This is a genomic window from Algoriphagus sp. SE2, from assembly GCF_039563885.1.
GTDB lineage: Bacteria > Bacteroidota > Bacteroidia > Cytophagales > Cyclobacteriaceae > Algoriphagus.
The window spans coordinates 302,956-324,374 of record NZ_JBCLWJ010000001.1 but is presented as its reverse complement, the minus strand read 5'-3'; the positions used below and the strand labels follow the sequence as shown (position 1 = coordinate 324,374).

Annotated in this window: 21 protein-coding genes and 2 tRNA genes; 4 read left to right on the top strand and 19 right to left on the bottom strand. The window is 36.8% G+C overall.

Annotated features, from left to right (window positions below; translation table 11 throughout):
* Positions 1-167 precede the first annotated feature (167 nt).
* The 5 genes from AAGF08_RS01325 to dapF all read right to left on the bottom strand — a co-directional run bounded on the left by AAGF08_RS01325 (position 168) and on the right by dapF (position 6,971).
* Positions 168-941: a S1/P1 nuclease gene (locus AAGF08_RS01325; protein WP_343509094.1), complete on the bottom strand. Its 774-nt coding sequence runs from the start codon at positions 939-941 to the stop codon at positions 168-170.
* A 58-nt stretch (positions 942-999) separates the two neighbouring features.
* On the bottom strand, positions 1,000-2,190 hold the full coding sequence (locus AAGF08_RS01320; RefSeq protein WP_343509093.1) for a M20 family metallopeptidase: 1,191 nt from the start codon (positions 2,188-2,190) through the stop codon (positions 1,000-1,002).
* Positions 2,171-2,713 carry a hypothetical protein gene (locus AAGF08_RS01315; protein WP_343509092.1) on the bottom strand — a complete coding sequence of 181 codons (543 nt, stop codon included), beginning with the start codon at positions 2,711-2,713 and terminating at the stop codon, positions 2,171-2,173. Before AAGF08_RS01315 ends, AAGF08_RS01320 begins: the two co-directional genes overlap by 20 nt.
* Positions 2,714-2,722: 9 nt before the next feature.
* Positions 2,723-6,100: a preprotein translocase subunit SecA gene (gene secA, locus AAGF08_RS01310; protein ID WP_343509091.1), complete on the bottom strand. Its 3,378-nt coding sequence runs from the start codon at positions 6,098-6,100 to the stop codon at positions 2,723-2,725.
* Positions 6,101-6,197: 97 nt separating this feature from the next.
* Positions 6,198-6,971, bottom strand: a complete 774-nt coding sequence (dapF, locus tag AAGF08_RS01305) for a diaminopimelate epimerase (RefSeq protein ID WP_343509090.1) — start codon at positions 6,969-6,971, stop codon at positions 6,198-6,200.
* Between the two features lie 254 nt (positions 6,972-7,225).
* Between dapF and AAGF08_RS01300 the strand changes: the two genes are divergently transcribed.
* Positions 7,226-7,693 carry a nucleoside triphosphate pyrophosphohydrolase family protein gene (locus AAGF08_RS01300; protein ID WP_343509089.1) on the top strand — a complete coding sequence of 156 codons (468 nt, stop codon included), beginning with the start codon at positions 7,226-7,228 and terminating at the stop codon, positions 7,691-7,693.
* A gap of 2 nt (positions 7,694-7,695) precedes the next feature.
* Here the strand turns inward: AAGF08_RS01300 and AAGF08_RS01295 are convergent, their stop codons facing one another.
* The 6 genes from AAGF08_RS01295 to mutS all read right to left on the bottom strand — a co-directional run bounded on the left by AAGF08_RS01295 (position 7,696) and on the right by mutS (position 14,120).
* A complete protein-coding gene (locus tag AAGF08_RS01295; protein WP_343509088.1) occupies positions 7,696-8,547 on the bottom strand; it encodes a mechanosensitive ion channel family protein in 852 nt (283 codons plus the stop codon).
* A gap of 71 nt (positions 8,548-8,618) precedes the next feature.
* Entirely contained in the window at positions 8,619-10,070 is a 1,452-nt protein-coding gene (gene betB, locus AAGF08_RS01290) for a betaine-aldehyde dehydrogenase (protein ID WP_343509087.1), read from the bottom strand.
* Positions 10,071-10,298: 228 nt separating this feature from the next.
* Positions 10,299-10,382, bottom strand: a tRNA-Leu gene (locus AAGF08_RS01285).
* Between the two features lie 66 nt (positions 10,383-10,448).
* A tRNA-Gly gene (locus AAGF08_RS01280) sits at positions 10,449-10,521 on the bottom strand.
* Positions 10,522-10,647: 126 nt separating this feature from the next.
* Positions 10,648-11,457: a LuxR C-terminal-related transcriptional regulator gene (locus AAGF08_RS01275; protein ID WP_343509086.1), complete on the bottom strand. Its 810-nt coding sequence runs from the start codon at positions 11,455-11,457 to the stop codon at positions 10,648-10,650.
* A 56-nt stretch (positions 11,458-11,513) separates the two neighbouring features.
* Positions 11,514-14,120: a DNA mismatch repair protein MutS gene (mutS, locus tag AAGF08_RS01270; protein WP_343509085.1), complete on the bottom strand. Its 2,607-nt coding sequence runs from the start codon at positions 14,118-14,120 to the stop codon at positions 11,514-11,516.
* Positions 14,121-14,211: 91 nt separating this feature from the next.
* Between mutS and AAGF08_RS01265 the strand changes: the two genes are divergently transcribed.
* Entirely contained in the window at positions 14,212-14,745 is a 534-nt protein-coding gene (locus AAGF08_RS01265; protein WP_343509084.1) for an RNA methyltransferase, read from the top strand.
* Here AAGF08_RS01265 and AAGF08_RS01260 read toward each other — a convergent pair.
* The 8 genes from AAGF08_RS01260 to AAGF08_RS01225 form a co-directional block, all read right to left on the bottom strand.
* Positions 14,742-14,951 (bottom strand): hypothetical protein, encoded by a 210-nt coding sequence (locus AAGF08_RS01260; protein ID WP_343509083.1) that lies wholly within the window; start codon positions 14,949-14,951, stop codon positions 14,742-14,744. The two genes, AAGF08_RS01265 and AAGF08_RS01260, sit on opposite strands and share 4 nt — an antisense overlap.
* Before the next feature lie 228 nt (positions 14,952-15,179).
* Complete coding sequence (locus AAGF08_RS01255; protein ID WP_343509082.1) at positions 15,180-15,626, bottom strand: PaaI family thioesterase; 447 nt, start codon at positions 15,624-15,626, stop codon at positions 15,180-15,182.
* A gap of 9 nt (positions 15,627-15,635) precedes the next feature.
* The gene (locus AAGF08_RS01250) at positions 15,636-16,226 is read right to left on the bottom strand and encodes a hypothetical protein (protein ID WP_343509080.1); all 591 of its coding nucleotides are present in this window, start codon (positions 16,224-16,226) and stop codon (positions 15,636-15,638) included.
* A 38-nt stretch (positions 16,227-16,264) separates the two neighbouring features.
* Positions 16,265-17,023 carry an SDR family oxidoreductase gene (locus AAGF08_RS01245; RefSeq protein ID WP_343509078.1) on the bottom strand — a complete coding sequence of 253 codons (759 nt, stop codon included), beginning with the start codon at positions 17,021-17,023 and terminating at the stop codon, positions 16,265-16,267.
* 5 nt (positions 17,024-17,028) lie between these two features.
* The gene (locus tag AAGF08_RS01240; RefSeq protein WP_343509077.1) at positions 17,029-17,940 is read right to left on the bottom strand and encodes a hypothetical protein; all 912 of its coding nucleotides are present in this window, start codon (positions 17,938-17,940) and stop codon (positions 17,029-17,031) included.
* A complete protein-coding gene (locus AAGF08_RS01235; protein ID WP_343509076.1) occupies positions 17,940-19,355 on the bottom strand; it encodes an MBOAT family O-acyltransferase in 1,416 nt (471 codons plus the stop codon). Before AAGF08_RS01235 ends, AAGF08_RS01240 begins: the two co-directional genes overlap by 1 nt.
* A gap of 32 nt (positions 19,356-19,387) precedes the next feature.
* Positions 19,388-19,921, bottom strand: coding sequence for a YfiT family bacillithiol transferase (locus tag AAGF08_RS01230; RefSeq protein ID WP_343509075.1), 534 nt, complete (start codon positions 19,919-19,921; stop codon positions 19,388-19,390).
* Positions 19,922-19,928: 7 nt separating this feature from the next.
* Complete coding sequence (locus AAGF08_RS01225) at positions 19,929-20,621, bottom strand: ComF family protein (RefSeq protein WP_343509073.1); 693 nt, start codon at positions 20,619-20,621, stop codon at positions 19,929-19,931.
* A gap of 83 nt (positions 20,622-20,704) precedes the next feature.
* Here AAGF08_RS01225 and AAGF08_RS01220 point away from each other — a divergent pair, with 83 nt between their 5' ends.
* Positions 20,705-21,046: a carboxymuconolactone decarboxylase family protein gene (locus AAGF08_RS01220; protein WP_343509072.1), complete on the top strand. Its 342-nt coding sequence runs from the start codon at positions 20,705-20,707 to the stop codon at positions 21,044-21,046.
* Positions 21,047-21,054: 8 nt separating this feature from the next.
* A complete protein-coding gene (locus tag AAGF08_RS01215; RefSeq protein WP_343509071.1) occupies positions 21,055-21,417 on the top strand; it encodes a hypothetical protein in 363 nt (120 codons plus the stop codon).
* Positions 21,418-21,419 lie beyond the last annotated feature (2 nt).

The window sequence follows — 21,419 nt, the reverse complement described above, 5'->3', positions numbered from 1 at the left end:
GCTGAAATCTCAGCTTTCAATAATTAGAAGTTCCAAGTGAGCATTTTTTGTAGCTCTGAATTATTCTATTCCTAACTGACTTCTTTTCGACTTCCGAATTCGGATAAGCTTTCAGCTCCCCAAAAAAACTCTCAACACTTTTAAAATTGACTTGTTGGGCTACTTAACTACCCATAGATTTCTTCCAAAATCTCAGCTAATCGAATACTAGCTGCTATTAATCTCTCCTCCACAATATCCCGATTAGTATAACCATAGCTATAGGATAGTTTTTTGTTTTCTGGGAGTTTATAGACCATCGGCCTTAGTGCAACAGCCTCCTTTAACCAATCGTCTATCGTAGAATTTCTATATTGGGTAATTATATCTGAAGTCCATCTTCTCATCAATTCGTCCCCAATTTCGGTATAGCTCATATCCCAACGATCAATCATTCCGGAATCCCAGACTGCATGAAGATTTGATTGCTGCCAAAAAAACTCAAGCTTTACATCATTTCCACCCCGATCTTCACCTGTTCCCACGTGTAATGGTTGATGAATATCTTCCACCAAATGAATGAGCATTTTCAACTTTTCTCCTTCTTCTTTTGGACTGAGGTTACCTGCTTTTAATTCTGCTTTCAATGTATTGATCGCTTCATAGGCATTCCCTCCTTTTTCTTGTAATTCAGGATCGTATTCCCCGTTTTTACTAGTCAAATAGTGCCAGGAATTTACGTAATCATAAGCTCTATCTGATTTGATCTCATCCATCCAAATTCCACTTCTTGCTATAGACATAGGGAATAAAACTTTTTCCACTTTCTTACGGGATGAGTTTTTCATTTGAATGGATGCCATATAACCAATCAAATAATGGCCGATTTGTCCCCAAGCAAAAGCTTGAGACATTAACAAGGACATACAAAAAGTCAGAATGAGCGTTTTGTTGATTTTCATAGCTGATAAATAATCGGTAAAGCTAATAGGTTAGTTTAGAAAAATTGTATTCTGAATGTTAAGAATTTTGTAATTCAGAAACAGCTAACCAAGCCATCAAACCTGCACCAATTTCCAAGGCATCTTCTTCAATATCAAATGTTGGTGTATGAACTCCTGAAGTAATTCCTTTGGCTTCATTTCTGGTACCCAAACGATAAAAACAACCATTAATTTCTTGGGAATAATAGGCAAAATCCTCTGCTGCCATCCAAATATCCAAATCCAAAACGTTCTCAGCTCCCAGATATTCTATTGCAGCTTGCTGGGATCTTCCAGTTAATTCAGGATCGTTTTTTAAAAATGGATACCCTTTACGGATTTCAAAATCTAATTCTCCTCCCATACCTTCTACTATTCCGTGAGCAATTTGAAGCATCTTTTCATGTGCCTTTGCTCTCCACTCTTCATCTAAAGTCCTGAAGGTTCCTTGAATCTTAACTTCATTAGGTATTACATTAGTTGCTCCTAAAGCCTCCACACGACCAAAAGAAAGTACGGAAGGGATTTTTGGACTTGCTGCACGGCTAACTACTTGCTGTAGTGCAACTATCATATGAGATGCAATCAACACTGGGTCAATCAACGTTTCGGGCATTGCTCCATGGCCTCCTTTACCCTTGACAGTTATGTACAATTCATCCGCACTGGCCATGTAAATTCCTTTTCGGAAACCAACTTTTCCTGCATCAATATAGGGCATGACATGCTGCCCAATAATTCCTGCTGGGCGTGGATTTTCAAGAACTTTATCCTTGATCATCAAAGAAGCTCCACCTGGAACTACTTCTTCTCCGGGTTGAAAAATCAATTTGATTGTCCCTTCGAAATCGTCTTTTAATTCGTTTAGAATCTTGGCTGCCCCTAATAAGGATGCTGTATGTGCATCATGGCCACAGGCATGCATCACTCCATCATTGGTAGATTTGTAAGAAACCTCATTTGCCTCAAAAATCGGAAGGGCATCCATATCTGCCCGAAGAGCGACTACTTTTGATTTAGGGTTCTTTCCTTCTATCAAAGCAGACCATCCCGTTTTCGCTTTTTTATCAATCTTGGTTATACCTAAAGATTTTAACTTTTCTTCTACAAAAGCGGAGGTCTTGAATTCAACATAAGAAAGCTCTGGATTGGCATGAAGATGTCTCCGATTGGCAATAACTTCATCTTTATAGGCCTTAGCCAGTGACTTAATTTTGTCTTTCAGCATTGGAATCTAAGATTTCAGGGGCTTCATATTCTTTTCTCTGAAATCTATCTTGAATTATTCTTGCAGTAGGAAACTGAGATTTTATCAGTGAAAAGCTCTTCTGAGCCTCAATTTTATAATTAAACTTACCCACTTTTACGAGATAGCGGGGCTCTTGATATTGCATTTCTGGTTTGATATCCGGAAAGTTTTCTGCGAGTTCTTCCTGTGTCTCAAATGCTTTTGTTCTATCTATACCCGAATAAACTAAAACTGAATATCCATTGAAATAGGGTTCTAATAAGTTTTTATCATAGATCTCAGTAATCTTTTGATTCAGTTCAGCATCAACGGTCTTTACGGAAGCTGTCACCTTATTACTTTCCAGAGCAGCAAGTTCTGCTTTATAATCCGGATAAGCAGGCAAAGAGTTAGTCAGATTTTCTTGATAGGAAGAATAAGCAGCGGCACCACCTGTGGTAGATTTACTGGAATTACATCCTACAATAATTACAAATAAGCCAAGAATCCAAACAAACTTCATATCAATAAATTAGTCGATTACAATACATTTCCCCTCCTGAATATCCTGCTCTATACTTTTATACTTCACATCCGATTTTGTAGTTCCATTCGTGTATTGAACAGTTACTTTATCATTTCTTCCGTAAACTTTTTCTGACTTTCTAGGAGCAACCACTTGCGGTGCAGGTCTTCCAGCGCTTGCCGCAGCTGCTGCTGCTCTGTTTGCCCTTGGATTGAGTGTGCTAGAGACTTCCGCTTTACTTGCTTGTCCCTGAGGCTCACTCACTCTATTTGGCTGAGCTGCATGAACCTGACTAGGGTCTTGCTTTGGCAAATCTGCTCTAGAAATAAAGGAGATCATGTCCTCATTTAGTTTTCCTATAAATCGTTTGAACATTTCAAATGCCTCAAACTTATAGATCAAAAGCGGGTCTTTCTGCTCATAAACGGCATTTTGTACAGATTGCTTCAAATCATCCATATCCCGGAGATGTTCTTTCCAGTTTTGATCAATAATGGCAAGTGTCACATTTTTCTCAATGGATCTAATTAATTCCCTTCCTTCACTGTTGATCATTCCTTCCAAATTGACTACTACACCAATTTGTTTGATACCATCAGAAATAGGAACCATAATGTCTTTAACCGTTGCTCCTCTTTCTTCTTGAACTTTCTTGAATATAGGAAGGGCAGTACTGATTATTAACTCGTTCTTCTTCTGATAATTGTCAAAAGCCGCTTCATATAATTCCTGAGTCAAAGTCGCCGAATCTTTGGACTTCAAATCGCTTTCAGATATTTGATAATCCAATCCTAAAGAAGTAAACACATTCAATCTTAAATCTTCTGGATCACCAGTAGATTTCCCAATCTCAATGTTACTCTCACAGACATCATACATGATATTCAATATATCCAGCTCCAGACGATCTCCTTTGAGTGCATTTCTTCTCCTCTTGTAAACTACCTCACGTTGTGAGTTCATTACGTCATCATATTCCAAAAGTCTCTTTCTTGTGCCAAAGTTGTTTTCTTCCACTTTAGTCTGAGCCCTTTCGATAGATTTGGTAATCATACTGTGCTGAATCACCTCTCCTTCTTCCAGTCCCATTCTATCCATTAGCTTGGCAATTCTTTCTGAGCCGAAAAGTCTCATTAAACTGTCTTCCAAAGACACAAAGAATTGTGAAGATCCTACATCTCCTTGACGACCTGCTCTACCTCTCAACTGTCTATCGACACGTCTTGATTCATGTCTTTCGGTACCGATGATCGCAAGACCCCCTGCTTCTTTGGACTCAGGAGAAAGCTTGATATCAGTACCTCGTCCAGCCATGTTGGTAGCAATAGTAACAGTACCTGATTGTCCAGCTGCAGCAACAACATCCGCTTCTCTGGCATGTTGCTTTGCATTTAATACTTGGTGAGGGATTTTCTTCAATGTGAGCATTCTGCTCAGTACCTCCGATATCTCTACAGAAGTGGTACCTACAAGTACAGGTCTTCCTGCTGCGACTAGCTCGTTAATTTCATCTACAACAGCATTGAACTTTTCACGAACAGTTTTGTAAACTTTGTCTTCTTTATCAGATCGTTGGATAACACGATTGGTAGGAATAACAACCACATCCAACTTATAAATTTCCCAAAATTCACCAGCTTCGGTCTCTGCTGTACCAGTCATACCAGCTAGCTTGTGGTACATCCTGAAGTAGTTTTGAAGCGTAATAGTGGCGTACGTCTGGGTAGCATCCTCTACCTTAACATTTTCTTTTGCCTCAATCGCCTGGTGCAAACCGTCAGAATATCTTCTTCCTTCCATCACACGGCCCGTCTGCTCATCGACGATTTTTACTTTTCCATCTACAATGATATACTCTGTATCCCGCTCAAACATACAATAAGCCTTCAAAAGCTGATTGACAGTATGAATTCGTTGAGCCTTTACACCATATTCTTTGATAACTTCTTCCTTCCGAATAAGCTTTTCTTTATCGTCCAACCCTTCCTCTTTCTCCAAATCTGCAATGACAACTCCGATATCCGGTAAAACGAAAAATTCTACGTTTTCATTTTTCGTCGTCATAGTTTCTATGCCCCGATCTGTTAAATCAACCACATTTGTTTTCTCATCAATAGTAAACAAAAGCGGTTCATCTGCCTCCGGCATATTTCTCTTATTATCCTGCAGATAGAAATTTTCTGTTTTTTGTAGAATAACCCTGATTCCAGGTTCAGATAGGTATTTAATCAATGGCTTGTATTTAGGCATTCCTCTAAATGCTCTGAATAGAGCCAATCCACCATCTTTCTCATTTCCTTCAGCTATCAACTTTTTGGCACTGGTCAAAAATCCCTGTACCAATTTCCTTTGCTCATCCACCAATGCAGATACTCGAGGTTTCATGTCATCAAACTCATGAACATCTCCTTTAGGTACCGGACCAGAAATAATCAGTGGGGTACGGGCATCATCAATTAACACGGAATCGACCTCATCGACCATCGCAAAATGATGTTTTCCCTGTACCAAGTCGCTACCGTCTCTAGCCATGTTGTCACGGAGGTAATCAAAACCAAATTCATTATTTGTACCATACACGATATCACATGCATAGGCTTTTTTTCTTCCAGGAGAATTTGGCTGATACTTATCAATACAATCCACAGTTAATCCATGGAATTCAAAAAGTGGTGCATTCCACTCGGAGTCTCGCTTTGCCAAGTAATCATTAACAGTGACAATATGTACTCCTCTTCCGGCTAAGGCATTTAGGTAGGCAGGGAGCGTAGATACAAGCGTTTTACCTTCACCAGTGGCCATTTCTGCAATTTTACCATTATGCAAAACCATACCACCAATCAATTGGACATCATAATGGACCATGTCCCAGACAACTTCAGTCCCAGCTGCTAACCAGCTATTATGCCAGATAGCATAATCTCCATCTATTTCTACATTCTTCTTTTTCGCAGAAATCTCTCTGTCAAAAAGTGAAGCGGTAACTTTTAGCTGTTTATTCTCCTTGAATCTTCTAGCTGTTTCCTTTACCACTGCAAATGCCGTCGGTAAAACTTCAGATAAAATATCTTCTAACGATTCATCCCGCTGCTTTTCTAATTTGTCAATTTCATTAAAAAGTTGATCCTTATCATGTATCGCATTGGCAGGTAGCTCATTGATCTTGGCTCTGATCTCCTCAATGCTATCATCAATCGTTTTTAACCGATCGTCGATTTTACTCTTGATTTCCTGCGTTTTCCCTCTTAGTTCGTCATCTGTAATAGATGCAAAGCTTTCAAAGATATTATTGATCTCTGCTACTTTGGGGGATAATTCTTTAATATCTCTATCGGACTTAGTACCGAATACTTTCGCGAGTCCTTTTGCAATTAATTCTAACATGTCGAATGAATGTGATTCTCAAATCGGGTCATAAAATTAACCCCTTTTTATTACAATTGATAATGATCTCCAGTACCTACCAGATGATCCTTTTATTCTAAATATTTATTTTACCACTAAACACCTGCTGTGCAGGTCCTATAAGCCAAATATCCGTAAACCCTCCGTTTGCCTTTGAAGTAAATTTAACGGATAACTTCCCTCCTAGGGTATTAATTTTTATTTCAGCGCTGTTACGGTCTTTTCCAAAAACCAAAGCTGCTGCAGTTACACCCGTACCACAAGAAAGCGTTTCGTTTTCCACTCCTCTTTCATAAGTACGAACAAAGATTTCATCCGCAGCTACTTGTTCTACAAAATTTACATTTGTTCCTGCTGGGGAGTAGGAGTTGTCATAACGGATATTTTTACCCTCTGCAAAAACAGGATAAGCCTCCACATTTTCTACTAACCTAATATGATGAGGTGACCCAGTGTTTACAAAGAAATCTTCTGCTTTTTCCTCTATTCCTTGCACGTCACCCATTAGCAACTGAACTAAGCCTTCCTTGATACTTGCTTCGTGTGGACCATCTATGGCTAGAAACTTAGTCTTCTTCTTAACAATCCCTAGAAATGCTGAAAAAGCAACTGCACATCTTGCTCCATTACCACACATACTTTGCGTCCCATCCGCATTGAAATAAATCATCTCAAAATCATAACCTACGTGATCCCTGATTAAAATCAGGCCATCTGCACCAATGCCGAATTTTCTATCACAAAGTTTGGAGATTAACTTTAGGTCAGAAACATCAAATGACTCCGATCGATCATCGATCATGACAAAATCATTTCCTGTTCCCTGATATTTATAGAAGGTTATTTCCATAGGTCTTTTACAATTAGCAGCTACAAGTTCAAAAACTCAACCAAGAACAAAAGGGCTTGCAAACTTAATCATCTTGTCATAAAATCAGACTTATTGTCTGATTCTCATACAAAATAAAGACAGATCTCGGTATCAAATCATGTGAAAAACAGAATCCTAAGAAGGGCTAAACCTTGACTCTAGATAATCCAAACAGAAAAAGACTTAGAATTCCGGTCTTTTTCATTTATTTCGAACTATAATCAAAATAAACCATGCAAGATCCTAAATCACTCACATCCGTTGCCCTATTTCACGAAACATTCAAGCATCCTGTTTTGACTGAGCCGACAATTCCTTCAGAAATTAGGTGCAATCTGAGAGTCTCTTTATTAGCAGAAGAATTAAAAGAATTAGAAGAAGCGATTGAAAATAAAGATATGGTGGAAATTGCAGATGCGCTTTGTGATTTACAATATGTTCTTTCAGGAGCTATTCTTGAATTTGGATTAGGTGAAAAATTTAAAGACTTATTTGACGAAGTTCAACGCTCAAATATGAGTAAAGCCTGCAAAACTGAAGAAGAGGCAAAAGCAACTGTAAAACATTATGAGGCAAAAGGTACCCCAAGCTTTTACGAAAAAGAGGGTGATTTATTCCTCGTTTTCAGGGAAGGAGATCATAAAACACTTAAATCTGTGAATTATTCTCCAGCCGATCTGGCAGGAATACTAAAAAAATAATTTTAAGAAGTCTTCAGGGTTCCTCCCTGATGGTTTTTCAATTCAATAATTCGGGCCGGCATATTATAGCCGGCTTCTTCTAATGCCGTTATAACCTGAATAATTGCATTACTTTTTACGACCGCATCTGAAATGACTCTATCAAAAGTATCTACCCAAAAAGTTGCCTGAATATTAAGTGTACTTTCTGCTAAATCCACTACCCAAACTTGAGGTGGTTTACTATCACTTAACACTCCTGGAACGATAGAAATTGTCTTTTTGATTAAATCAACTGCTGCCTCATAATTACTCCCGTAATCTAAGCCAACTAAAAAATCGTACCGAAGGTACCCGTCAATTGTAAAATTGATCAATGGATTTTTTAGCAATACCGCATTAGGAATAAATACATCTTTCCCATCTGCTGTTTTGATTTGGGTATCTCTGAGGTTGAGGGTAAGGACTTGGCCTCTCAATCCTTTGATATCCACAATATCTCCAACTCGAAAGGGGCGTTTAAATGCAAGAATAATCCCTGCAAGAAAATTCTCTCCGATATCTTTTAATGCAAAACCGATGATAAAGGCAGATATCCCAGCTCCTGCCAAGATCCCTGAAACAACTCCAGAAAGCCCAATAATTCTAAAAACCACAAGAAGCCCTATCAAAATAACAATAGACCCGAATAAACCCGAGAGGAAACTTGCCAAGAGGTCATCATCCATTCTACGGACTAGACGGATTCGCAAAAAGGATTTTACTTTTCTGGCTATGAATACAAATAGTAAAAACGTTGCCGTCGCTATTCCTGTAATGATTAACCAATGTTGAACGGTGGGCCAGTCTGTTGATAAAAATTCTAAGTAATTCATGAAAGAAAAATACAAAAAATAAATCTTGCTGGTCAGCCCAACTAGGTTTATTAATTCAGGAAAAAATTAATCTAAAATGGATTTCCGAGATCTTTCATTGCAACATAAACCGTTTTCAGCTGGGAGTAATGCTCAATTGCTGCCAAACCATTTTCCCGCCCTATTCCAGACTGTTTATTGCCTCCAAATGGGATTTCCACCGGATTGATATTATAGGTATTGATCCAACACATTCCTGCTTGTAAATTTGAAACAACCCGATGAGCTCTTCTCAAATCTTTGGTATAAACACCTGCTGCAAGTCCAAATGGCGTATCATTGGCTCGACTTAAAACCTCCTCTTCATCGGTAAATGTCATGACTGTCATTACCGGTCCGAAAATTTCTTCTTTTACAATTTTATCTTGATCATCAGAACTTCTAAAAATTGTTGGCTCGACAAAAAACCCTCCTTCACAACCAGCAACTTGAATTTGATTTCCACCATAAATCAATTCTGCTCCTTGTTCTTTTCCCAAATTGATATAGCCCATCACTTTTATAAAATGTGTCTCGTTGATAAGAGCTCCTATTTGAGTTTCTGGATTAGATGGATTCCCTATCTTAAGACTTTTTGTCTGTTGAATTAATTTTTCAAGAAATTTTTCCTTAATGGACTCATGGACAAAAACTCTTGTTCCATTGCTACAAATTTCCCCTTGTGTATAAAAATTTCCTAAGAGTGCTCCATTTACTGCCTCCTCCAAGTCCGCATCTTCAAAAATGAGAATAGGAGATTTTCCACCAAGTTCCAGTGTCACATGTTTTAATGTAGTTGCAGAAGCCGCCATCACTTTTTTACCGGTTCCTACCTCACCGGTAATTGACACCTTGGCAATATCTGGATGGGCTGTCATCATTTGTCCAACCGACGCATCTCCCTGGACAACGTTGAATACGCCATCCGGTAAACCGGCTTCTCTAAATACTTCAGCAAGTTTGAACGCAGTAAGTGGAGTAAGCTCAGCTGGTTTAAAAATCATAACATTACCACAAGCTAAAGCAGGCGCAGCCTTCCAACAGGCAATTTGAATGGGATAATTCCAAGCTCCTATTCCAGCACAGATTCCTAATGGTTCTCTTTTGGTGTAGGCAAAATCAGACCCTAATTGAAAATGTTCTCCATGTAAAGTAGGAGCAAGCCCAGCATAATACTCAAGGCAATCAGCCCCGGAGATAACATCTACAGTCAGCGCTTCACGAATAGGTTTTCCGGAATCTTGAGATTCCAGATTTGCCAATTCGTCATTTTTCTCCCTTAATAAGGCGGAAGCTTTATGTAATATCCTTCCTCGCTCGGTCGGAGACATTGCGGACCATATTTTAAAACCCTTTTTTGCAGATTCTATTGACTTTTCAAAATCTTCTGGAGAAGCACTTGTAACAATATGTGTCACTTCTCCGGTTGCAGGGTTATAGTTTTCAAACTTCTTTCCTGATCCTAAAAGAGTCTTATTATCGATAAATAAAGGGATACTTTGCATGGCAGAAAGGAATTATTAGGTGATTAAATAGATATCAAAAATGTAAAATAAAAACTCCTAAGGAAGGATAGAAATAGGTTAGGAATTACATTGCTTGATGTTCAAAGTTAATTTTCATTATGCTTACAGCCAAAATTGAAACAAATACTTTCTCAAAAAACTGTGACTAAAGAAATAGCCTATACAGGTATAAGCACAAAAAAGCCCCACATTTCTGCGAGGCTTATGTACCAGGAGCGGGAATCGAACCCGCACGACCGTGAGGTCACAAGATTTTAAGTCTTGCGTGTCTACCTATTCCACCATCCCGGCTTCACTCCGGAATTCCGAAGCTACTTCTAATTTAAACAAGAAAGCCCTTGAATCAAGGGCTTCTAGAGCGAGAGACGAGATTCGAACTCGCGACCCCGACCTTGGCAAGGTCGTGCTCTACCAGCTGAGCTACTCTCGCATATTTCAAAACTCAAACGTACTCTGAGTCATTTGTGGATGCAAAGGTAAGATCAGAAAATAAATTTACAATAATTATTCATTGAATTTTTACCTTTTTGTTAATCAAAAAATAGATTAGCCTGATTTACAGACTCATATCAAAGTCATATGAAGCCAGAATTTTAATCATTTCTCCTATATTTCTGGCACCAAGCTTTCTTAATATATTCTTTCTATGCGTAGAGACCGTATTAAATGAAATATTTAATTCATTGCTAATTTCTTTTGATTCCATTCCATCCAAAATCAATTTCACAATTTCTTTTTCTTTCTTAGTTAATGAAATTTCACGGTCAACAGGTGAATTCTTGCTTACAAAAATCCTAGTTCCATCGTCTTTTAGGTAGGAATAATTCCAATCATAATTTTTTGTTTTTGGAGGGGTCTCTAGTTTTAGAATAATATGTAAATCCATTGCAAAATTACCTGCAGAATCAATCAAATAGGGTTTTACCCTTCCCATCATCCAAAACACTTCTTGCGTAACACGATGTACCCAACGTGTGGTATATGAAAATTCAAAGCGATGCTTCTCTTCCATCGTCAATTGATGAAAAGCATCAAAAACAATTTTTTGAAATCGAAATAATTCTTCTCGATCATCTGGATGAATCATTGTAAAAGAGGTTTCCATCCCTTTAGACCTAAACATAGAGGCAGGATAGCCGGATAATTCTTCTACATTACCAGTGAAGAAAGCTAAACTAAGGTTTCTATAATCAAAGCAAGCGATCACTAACCCTTCCCTCATGCCAATTGTTTGGCTCAGGGTTTCAAGTTCAGAAATCATCTTTTCCTCATCGGGAGATTCTTTAAACTCCTGATCTTTCCATTCATGAAAAAATTTTGAATACTTATCCTGCTTCTTCAGGTCCTTTAAAAGCACCTTATCCATAAATAACTTTTAGTTGTGTTTAAAAAGCTGACCTAATATACAAAATAACTTAAACTCTAAGCTTCTAATTTCTTCTTAATCTCATGTAACTTCAATAAGGCTTCTATAGGTGAAATTGCGTTGATATCAATTTGATCTAATAACTCTTTGGCTTCCTGAATTTTGGGATCTAGTTCAAATAGACTTAACTGATAATTATTTTTAGGAATTGATTTTATATTATCTTTTTTCTCATTAACTGCTTTATCCTTTTCCAAATGACCCATGATCTCTGAGGCCCTTAATACCACTGGGTTTGGCATCCCCGCCATTTGAGCTACATGAATTCCAAAACTATGTTCACTTCCACCCTTTTTTAATTTTCTCATAAAAATCACCTTATTACCTACTTCTTTGACAGAGACATTGAAGTTTTTTATTCTTGGAAAATCTTCAGTCAATTGGTTTAATTCATGGTAATGAGTCGCGAATAATGTTTTAGCCTTGAATTGTGGATGGTTGTGCAAATATTCAACGATAGACCAAGCAATAGAAATCCCATCATAAGTTGAGGTTCCTCTCCCAATTTCATCCATGAGCACCAAACTTCTATTTGAGAGGTTGTTCAGAATACTTGCTGTTTCTGTCATTTCTACCATAAAAGTAGATTCCCCTTTAGAAAGGTTATCCGAAGCACCAACCCGAGTGAACACTTTATCAATAATTCCCACTCTCGCAAATGAAGCAGGGACAAAACTTCCCATTTGAGCCATGAGGACAATCAATGCAGTTTGTCTCAATAAAGCCGATTTACCTGCCATGTTTGGCCCAGTAATGATAATAATCTGCTGACTATCGTGATCCAAATAAATATCATTTGGAACATAATTTTCACCAAGTGGAAGTTGTTTCTCAATTACAGGATGTCGACCATCCTTAAACTCCAAGGTTTCCGTTTCTGATATTTTTGGTCTTGTATAACCACTTGATAAGGCTATTTGTGCAAATGATAATAAAACATCCAATGTGCCAATTACTCTGGCATTTTGCTGGATTTGGGTGACATAATTGGCGGTTTCTTGGACAAGTTCCATAAAATATTTTTGCTCGATCCCTACCAGCCTTTCTTCTGCATGAAGAATCTTCTCCTCATAATCTTTTAGCACCGGTGTAATGTACCTTTCTGCGTTAACCAAGGTTTGTTTTCTGATCCATTCCTGAGGAACCTTATCCTTGTGTGCGTGAGTTACCTCAAGGTAATAGCCAAATACTTTGTTATAAGCGATTTTCAAAGAAGTTATCCCCGTATTTTGAACTTCTCTATGCTGAAGCTTTACCAAAAAGTCTTTGCCAGTATTGGCCAAGTTTCTATACTCGTCCAACTCATCATCCACTCCATCTTTGATAATACCACCTTGATGGGTAAGCATGGGTGCATCTTCTTTAAGCTCCTTATCTATTTTTTCCAATAGAAACTGACAAAGATTTATCTGATCAGATAGCCGCTTCAGGGTTGGATTTTTTTGGACTTTGAGAAGTTCTTTTATCGGAATTAATGCTTTTAAAGCCCTCTTTATTTGATTTATTTCTCTCGGATTAGCTCGACCAACTACCACCTTTGAAATCAGACGCTCCAAGTCACCGATTTGCTTGAGCTCACTTAAAATTTCTTCAATTAAACCCGGGTTATGGAAGAAAAAATCGACCACATTCAGGCGTTCCTCAATAGCATTTTTCTCCTTCAGTGGCAAAACCATCCATTTTTTCATCATCCTAGATCCCATAGGAGTTATCGTTTGGTCCAAGATTTGAATCAAAGGAACCCCTCCTTCGTGTTGAGGATAAACAAGCTCTAAATTGCGAATTGTAAACTTGTCGAGCCAAACATACTTTTCTTCTGCAATTCTAGAGATGGCCGAGATGTGTTGTATCTCTTTGTGCTCGGTTTCTTCCAAATAATATAGGATTGCCCCAGCAGCTATGATCCCCAATTCCTGATCCTCTATTCCAAATCCTTTAAGGTTTGCTGTTTTGAAATGATTTTTGAGTTTTTCATAAGTAAAATCAAACTGATAAACCCAATCCTCGCAATGAAATGTAATGAAATCGTTCTTTAAGAGATCCTGCGCTGCTTTTTTCGCTGCTTTGGAATATATGATTTCCGAAGGAGCAAAGCTTTGAATCAACTTTTCCAAATAAGAAGAACTCCCTTCAGCGCACATAAATTCTCCTGTGGAAAGATCGAGGAAGGCTATCCCATTCTTTTCTTTTCCAAAATGAATAGATGCCAAATAATTATTCCTTTTGGTATCTAAAACCTGATCATTAAAAGAAAGCCCTGGTGTTACTAATTCGGTAACTCCTCTTTTCACGATTCCTTTTACAGATTTCGGGTCTTCTAGCTGATCACAAATAGCTACTCTGTTTCCTGCACGGACAAGTTTCGGAAGGTAGGTGTCCAAAGAGTGATGTGGAAAACCAGCAAGCTCAATATGTGAAGCCGAGCCATTTGCTCTTTTTGTCAATACAATGTCTAGAATCTTACTAGCTTTAATTGCATCCTCTCCAAAAGTTTCATAAAAGTCACCAACCCTGAAAAGCAATAATGCTCCAGGATGTTTAGCTTTAATAGCATTATACTGCTTCATTAAAGGGGTTTCTTTGCTATCTTTAGATTTACTCATGGGGGGTATGCTTCTTTATATTACTTTTGACGGGAATTTCCCTCAGATTAAAACCTGAAAATAAGGCAATCCATAAGCAGAACAAAAGGCGATGAAAAAATTAAGTATGGATGAGCTCGAAAGACTCTCTATTGAGGAATATAAAAAGGTAAAAAAATCACCCATAGTTATTGTTCTAGATAACATTCGAAGCCTTAATAATGTAGGTTCTGCCTTTCGAACAGGGGATGCCTTCAGAGTGAAAAAAATCTATCTCTGTGGAATTACTGGCACACCACCACACCGAGACATTCAAAAAACCGCTTTAGGAGCCACCGAATCTGTGGAATGGAGCTACAGTAAAAGTACAGTGGAGGCAATAAATTCATTGAAAAATGAGGGGTATAAGATTTGTGCTTTGGAACAGGTTGATCAGTCCATTTTCCTTAATGAATTTCAACCCTCAGCAGAAGAAAAAATTGCATTGGTTTTTGGTAATGAGGTTTTTGGGGTAGAAGATGAGGTATTGCAAGTCTGTGACCAGTTGATTGAAATTCCTCAGCTCGGAACGAAACATTCCTTGAACATATCTGTGACATTAGGAATTGCGGTTTGGGATTTAATGGTCAAACTGAAGCAGTTTTAATTTTTACTAAAGCGGTACCTCAGAAAGTAAGAACCACGAAAAAAATCATCATTAATACCAAAAATAGGTGCCCCTTCTATATGAAATCCAAAATCCTTCAGCTCAAAAGGATAGCTATTCAAACCAATAGGATCAACAATTTCTTCAAATGAGCCGACCCTCAAGCCTCCGCCACCATAAAATTCAAATCTATCGGTCTTTTTCAAAATATAATTGGCATCAAGTTCTGCTGATAAATACTAAACACATGAATCTGTCCCAACTCGAAATTCAGGGATAAATTGCTCACCAAATTGATAATTAACTCCAATAAGAGGTAAGTTGCTTTAATGAAAAGTAATCGCTGTTTGTGAATAAATGGCCATTGGAAATAAACCTATAATGGCAAGAAGTAGAGCTTTTATCAATTGTATAAAATTAATTTGTGTAAAATATTAAAACCCGAGTTCACTTAGCTTAGTATGAGTTTTAATCATATTTGAACTAGCTTTTGCTACAATTTTACCTGAGCTTTTAGTTATTACGGCTTCCCAATGATTTAGGTTTGATCCTAACCGAACTAATTTTGCTGAAACCTCCAATTTTTCTCCAATTGGAGCTGGTGATAAAAAATCAACATTCAAATTAATGCTCGTCATCAAATAAGTGGAGCCCGCTACAAAATTTGCCATTCCAATTACCTCATCCAGCATTAATGAAGCAACACCTCCATGAAGAATCTTTGCAGGGTTACACATTTCCTTCCTTACTTCATATTGAACTTTAATATGACTTTTGGAAACATCTAATAGGGTTCCTAAAAGCCAATTTCCTGCCGGAGAAAAAGTTTTATCTAATTTCTTTCCAATCTGTTCCGAAAATAACTCTAATGGTGTGGGCATTTGAAATTTCTATCTGTCATTTAATAAGTTAAAATAATCTTTTAAAACTTCTTTTAGTGATTCTATCTCACCTTGCTGATCCCAAATAGGAATCCATCCATTCGTTGTATTTATAGAAAACTTTGCGCCCTGGTCAATCGACGGCTTTAATTCCTGAGCATAAGCTAAGAAAGTGGAAGTATTTCCATTCTCAAGGATAAATTCTTTTATTCCATCATCCGTTCTTGCTTTCAGTTTCAATGGCCAATCAACTTCTTTTGGTTCAAGGTAAATATATGCTTCCTCTTTCGAGGAGTTTAAAACAATTACAAAATCTAAGCTCTTAGAATTTACATCTTGTTTTCTATCCTTATGTCTGAATAGTAGCATTTTTGCATCAACTTTTGCTTCTCGATCATAATTGATAGCGCGGAGATTCAAAAAAAATAGACGATTTGAAGAATTCACTTTAAATGTTCTCGCTTCTCCTGTATTATCAGCTCTTCTTTCATTAAAAAAAGATAATACCAAGACTAAGAGAATTGATGCTATTACAAAGATCTTTAGAATTTTAACCAGTTCAGGAGTAAATATTGGATCTCTGGAAGAATTTGTACCCATATCATTTTAACCAAAACAAAGTGGAATGGTTAGTTTTCCTAATGAACGTATGATCCTGCATTGATATCAATACTTGCTCCGGTAGCATGGTCTGCCATTCCTGAACAAAGTAGTGTAACCATAGGTGCTATGTCTTCCGGCTTGGTAAGTTTTCTTAAAGCAATATCATTTAGCGCAAAGTCCTCTCCATACTCAGAAAGAATCTCTTTTGCCATATCCGTTCTGGTAAATCCAGGTGCAATCAAAAATGCTTTTACCCCCTCTTTTCCATAGTATCGCGCTATAGATCTTGTCAGACTAACCAAAGCTCCTTTTGAAGCAGCATATGCCAAGTAATCAGTAGTATCTCCCCTAAATGCAGCTCGAGAGGAAATATTAACTATTCTACCTTCTTGATTTTTTTTAGCTTGATCAATGAATTCTTTGCATAAAATTCCCAGAGAAGTTGTGTTCACTTGAAAAGTCTCATTCCAGATCTTCACCCATTGGTCTGTTGGTAAATCATCAGGAGCAGATTTAGCAATACCGGCATTATTGACTATTCCAGTAATAGGGCCGTATTTTTCAACCAACCGAGGAATAAAACCGATAACTTTAGAAGAATCAGCCAAATCACATTTTTCAATATAAGCAGGGTTTACTAATACACTTTTTAATTTTTTAGCTTCTTTTTCATTGGCATTAAAATGTATTATTACTTCTGCTCCCGACTCTGAAAGCTGCTTAGCTATTGCTCTTCCAATTCCTCTTGATGCCCCTGTAACAAGGATTCTTTGACCTTTAAGCGATATATTCATAGTGATTAATTTATTGGTTGAATATCAATTTTATGAAAATCCTCAATAAAGGATTCAGTTGCTAATTTCTTTCCAGAATTTACTACATGAATATAGTCGGAGAAATACTTTGGTTCATTAATCAGACGAGAATGGTTTATAACCCTATAACTTACATTAGGATTAACTGAAATATCATCTCGAAGATAAGGACCAATGTAAATGATTAGCTTACTACCATTTTTTTTAGTCAGATCAGCTATTTTTTTTAAAACAGGATTTGAAAGGCTAGTTTTAAAATATCTAGGTTCAGGCATTTCTTGCTGCGCTAAGTAATCTGGGTATTGATAATTTCCCAACTCATCAAAGCGATACTTAAAAGTTGGTTTGATCAATGCCTGAGCTGCAGGAGCCAATAATTCCATGTTATAATAGGCAAAACCAAGCACAGGAAAGTACTTCGAAATAGAAATTGGTTTTATCATATTCCCTTCTTCATACTTCAAAAAGTAATCTCTAATGTATTTATTGGAAATATAGGGTAGAAACCTGTGATCATTTTCAGAGATAGTAGTCTTAGATTCCTCAAAATCAGGTAAATCTAAGGAAACAACTACCCAATTAGCGGTATACCCCTGGGCATAAAAATGCTCTAGCATCAAAAGAGATGATGGTAATGCGGTATAATCCATAGAAAAGTTAACAGCTAGTCCTCCTGTTGATTCGCCAATTAACTTTGTATCAATAGCTGCTAAACTCCTGCTAGATCCAAAAACGGCCATATCAAAGGCCTGACCTTCGGGAAAATGATGAACCAAGTAAGTTGTTTTGAAAAAATCACTTTTCCCAAGTATTCTTAACCCTATGTAAGCCAGCACATTAGCAATAACTAATGTAATGAATAAATAAAGTATAGATTTAATTACAAACTTTTTCATCAGAATTGGAAGTAGATGAAACTTTCATGATTTTTAAAGCCACCAAAGAAAACTATTACTAAAACCAATAGAACTAGACTCCAACTAGGTAGTAAAACTTCTTTTTTCTGTTTGCTTTCGTAATAGGCTTCTACAAACATCATCAACATTATAAACAGCATTACTATTCCGAAGATAATGACCCGCTTATTTGCTCCAAAAATATAATTTCCCGTTCCTTCATTGCTTATAATATGTCCTATATAGTTCCAAGCTTGGAATAAATTATCTGCTCTAAAAAAGATCCAACCTAGGCATACCACCGTGAATGTTAGAAATATTTGTGGAAGTTTTCTTACTATAGAATGCTCATGTAAATCTTGATGTGATTTCCTGAAGAAAAATGGAATATAAAGCAGACCATGAATTAAACCCCAGAAAACAAATGTCCAATTAGCTCCATGCCAAAACCCACTTACAAGAAATACAATCATTACATTCCGAAATGAGATCCAGGATGAAACCCTACTTCCACCTAGTGGGATGTACACATAGTCTCTAAACCAACTTGAAAGAGAAATATGCCATCTTTTCCAAAAATCATTGATGTTTTGTGCCAAATATGGAAATCTGAAATTGAGCATTAGGTCAAAACCAAAGATTCTTGATAAACCAATTGCTATATCTGAATAACCACTAAAATCCCCATAAATCTGGAATGCAAATAACAAGACTCCAAAAATGAGGGACAAACTGGTTTGATTCATGTAATCTAAAAAGATTTCATCTACTAAAACAGCTGCATTATCTGCAATGACAATCTTTTTAAAAAGCCCCCAAACTATTAATCTAAGCCCTGATACGGCTATTGAGTAGTCAAAAACCCTAGGCTTCTGAAACTGCCCCAGTAAATGGGAAGCTCTTTCAATAGGACCAGCCACCAATTGAGGGAAGAAACTAACAAAACCAAAAAATGGTAACCAATCTTCCGCCGGCTCTATTTTTTTCTTATAAATATCAAAGGTATAACTCAGTGTCTGAAAAGTGTAAAAACTTATTCCAACTGGTAAAATTATGTCAAGTCTTTCTGGAGAAATTTCTTTTCCAAAAAAGCTAAAAGCCTCAGAAAATGATTCTGCAAAGAAATTATAGTATTTGAAAAAGCCAAGAAGCCCAAGGTTAGTAAACAAACTCAAACCCAATAATAGCTTTCGCTTTTTTTCTTCTACAGTCTTCCCCAGTTTTCTTCCAATTAAAAAGTCAACCAGAGAACTAAAAATGATTAAACTAAGAAATCGCCAATCCCACCAGCCGTAGAAAACATAACTGGAGATTAAAATAATATATAATTGAAGTTTATGATGGTTTTTTGATACCCAATAAAGTATAAATACTATTGGTAAAAAGATGGCAAACTCAATTGAATTAAATAGCATGTCCTAATTATAAAACACTGATAGTTAATAGTTTACCAATTTTCTCTCATGATAAGAGCTTGAATATGAGCCAAATGGTGTTTACCATGCCAGCAATACATCAGTGTCACTTCAGCGAGAGGGACTGATTTTTGGGATTCTGGATGAAAATAAGTTCTAGAAAATTCCAATTCGGTCATTTGGTCTAGGATAGTTCCCCATTTGAAGTGAATGTTTTTCAAAATCCCAATAGAGATCTCAATGGGTAATTTATTATCATTAAGATTTGCCCAGGCAGCCTCATCATATGGCTTTATAGTGGGGTTTTTTTCAGTTAAAGCCAATTTAAACCTAATAATTGCATTCATATGACTATCAGCGCAATGATGAACAACTTGGCGAACACTCCATCCCCCTGGTCTGTATTGAGTTTCTAATTGTTCCTCTGATAAAGCTTTAACTGTTTCTTCCAAATATTTGGGCAGTGATTTGATTTCTTCAATAGCCTCTTTCAAATTATCAAATGAAATATTATCCGGTTTTTGAAATTTACCTATTGGATATTTCAACAAATTAATGTCTATCATAGTCAATTTATTTTCCTGCAGCAATGGTTGCCAAATCTACAGTTTTTGCCCCATTAGCCAAAAGAACATTTGCACATGAACAAAGAGTCGCCCCTGTGGTAATAACATCATCTACCAATAGAATTCTCAGGCCAGATACTGACTTATTTGATACAATAGCAAATACTTCGTCAACATTATCCATTCTTTCAATCCTAGATTTCTTAGTTTGAGTTTCTGTAAACTTTTTCCTTTCCAGGTAATTATAACAAGGAAGATTTAACCCTTCTGAGATTCCTTTCGCAAATTCCTCGCTTTGATTGTAACCTCTTCTTTGATGTTTTAAAGGGTGCAACGGAACTGCCACAATAGTATCCCAACAAGTTGAAAGTCCAGCTTCTATTAATTCTTGAGCATATAATTTACCAACTTTTGTACCTATTTCCGGCTTATTACGGTATTTAAGCAGATGGAGTATTTTTTGACTTTGACCTTCTTTTGTGAATCTCAAGAATGACATTGCCATTCCAGTTTTAGTTAATCCTTTAATTTTATCAGTAAGGTCATTTTCATAAGGAATAGCATGGTATACCGTCTTTGGCAATGCTCCAATACATATTTTACAAAGATCCGTCTCAAAATCATATAAGTTTCTACCACAGAGTTCGCAATTTCTTGGGAAGATGAGGTCAAAAAAATCTTTTAAATAATGTAAACGCATAAGCAAAAAGTTCTGTTAGTACTTACCAAGGCCGAATACATGTTATATTTGCCTGTAAATGTGTATCCTAAACTGTTAATTTAATGAATCTCATAGAGGAATTCAACGATTATAGAGCCAGAATGAATGATAAGATTTTGGCTGCTGATAATAAAGTATTAAAAAGGATTTTCAATTTGGATACCAACGCTTTTGCGGAAGGGGCCATAGATATTAGAACTAAAGAAATGCTAGGATTGGCGTGTTCAATGGTTTTACGGTGTGATGATTGTGTAAAATATCACCTTGGAAAATGTAAAGAGGTAGGTTTAAATAAAGTAGAAATATTTGAAGTGTTCTCAATCGCAACTTTAATAGGAGGCTCCATCGTTATTCCTCATCTAAGAAGAGCTGCAGAATATTGGGAAGAGCTTGATAATCAATAGTTTACAAAATGTTTAAAAAAGATCTTGATCTTGAAAAAAGATGGGCTAAGTTACTAGATGGTCTAAAAGAAACGATTGGTAAAAAACCATCAGATCTAAATGGCGTTTTGTTCCTTATAGGAGTACAAGAACTAGGACAAGGAAACAAAATCTTTACAAAAGAGCAAAAACAGGATTTAATGCATATTGCTGTTTGTAAAGTGTTAAGCTATGATGGCTTTTACGAATTAGATTACGTAGATCAAGACGGATGGCCGCATTGGAACCTAGTTAAAGAGTTACCTCATTTTGATTTATTAGAACAAGAAAAATTATTAAAAATTCAAGTACTTGAATACTTTGAAAAAGAGTACGAAATAGAAATAAAGTGAAT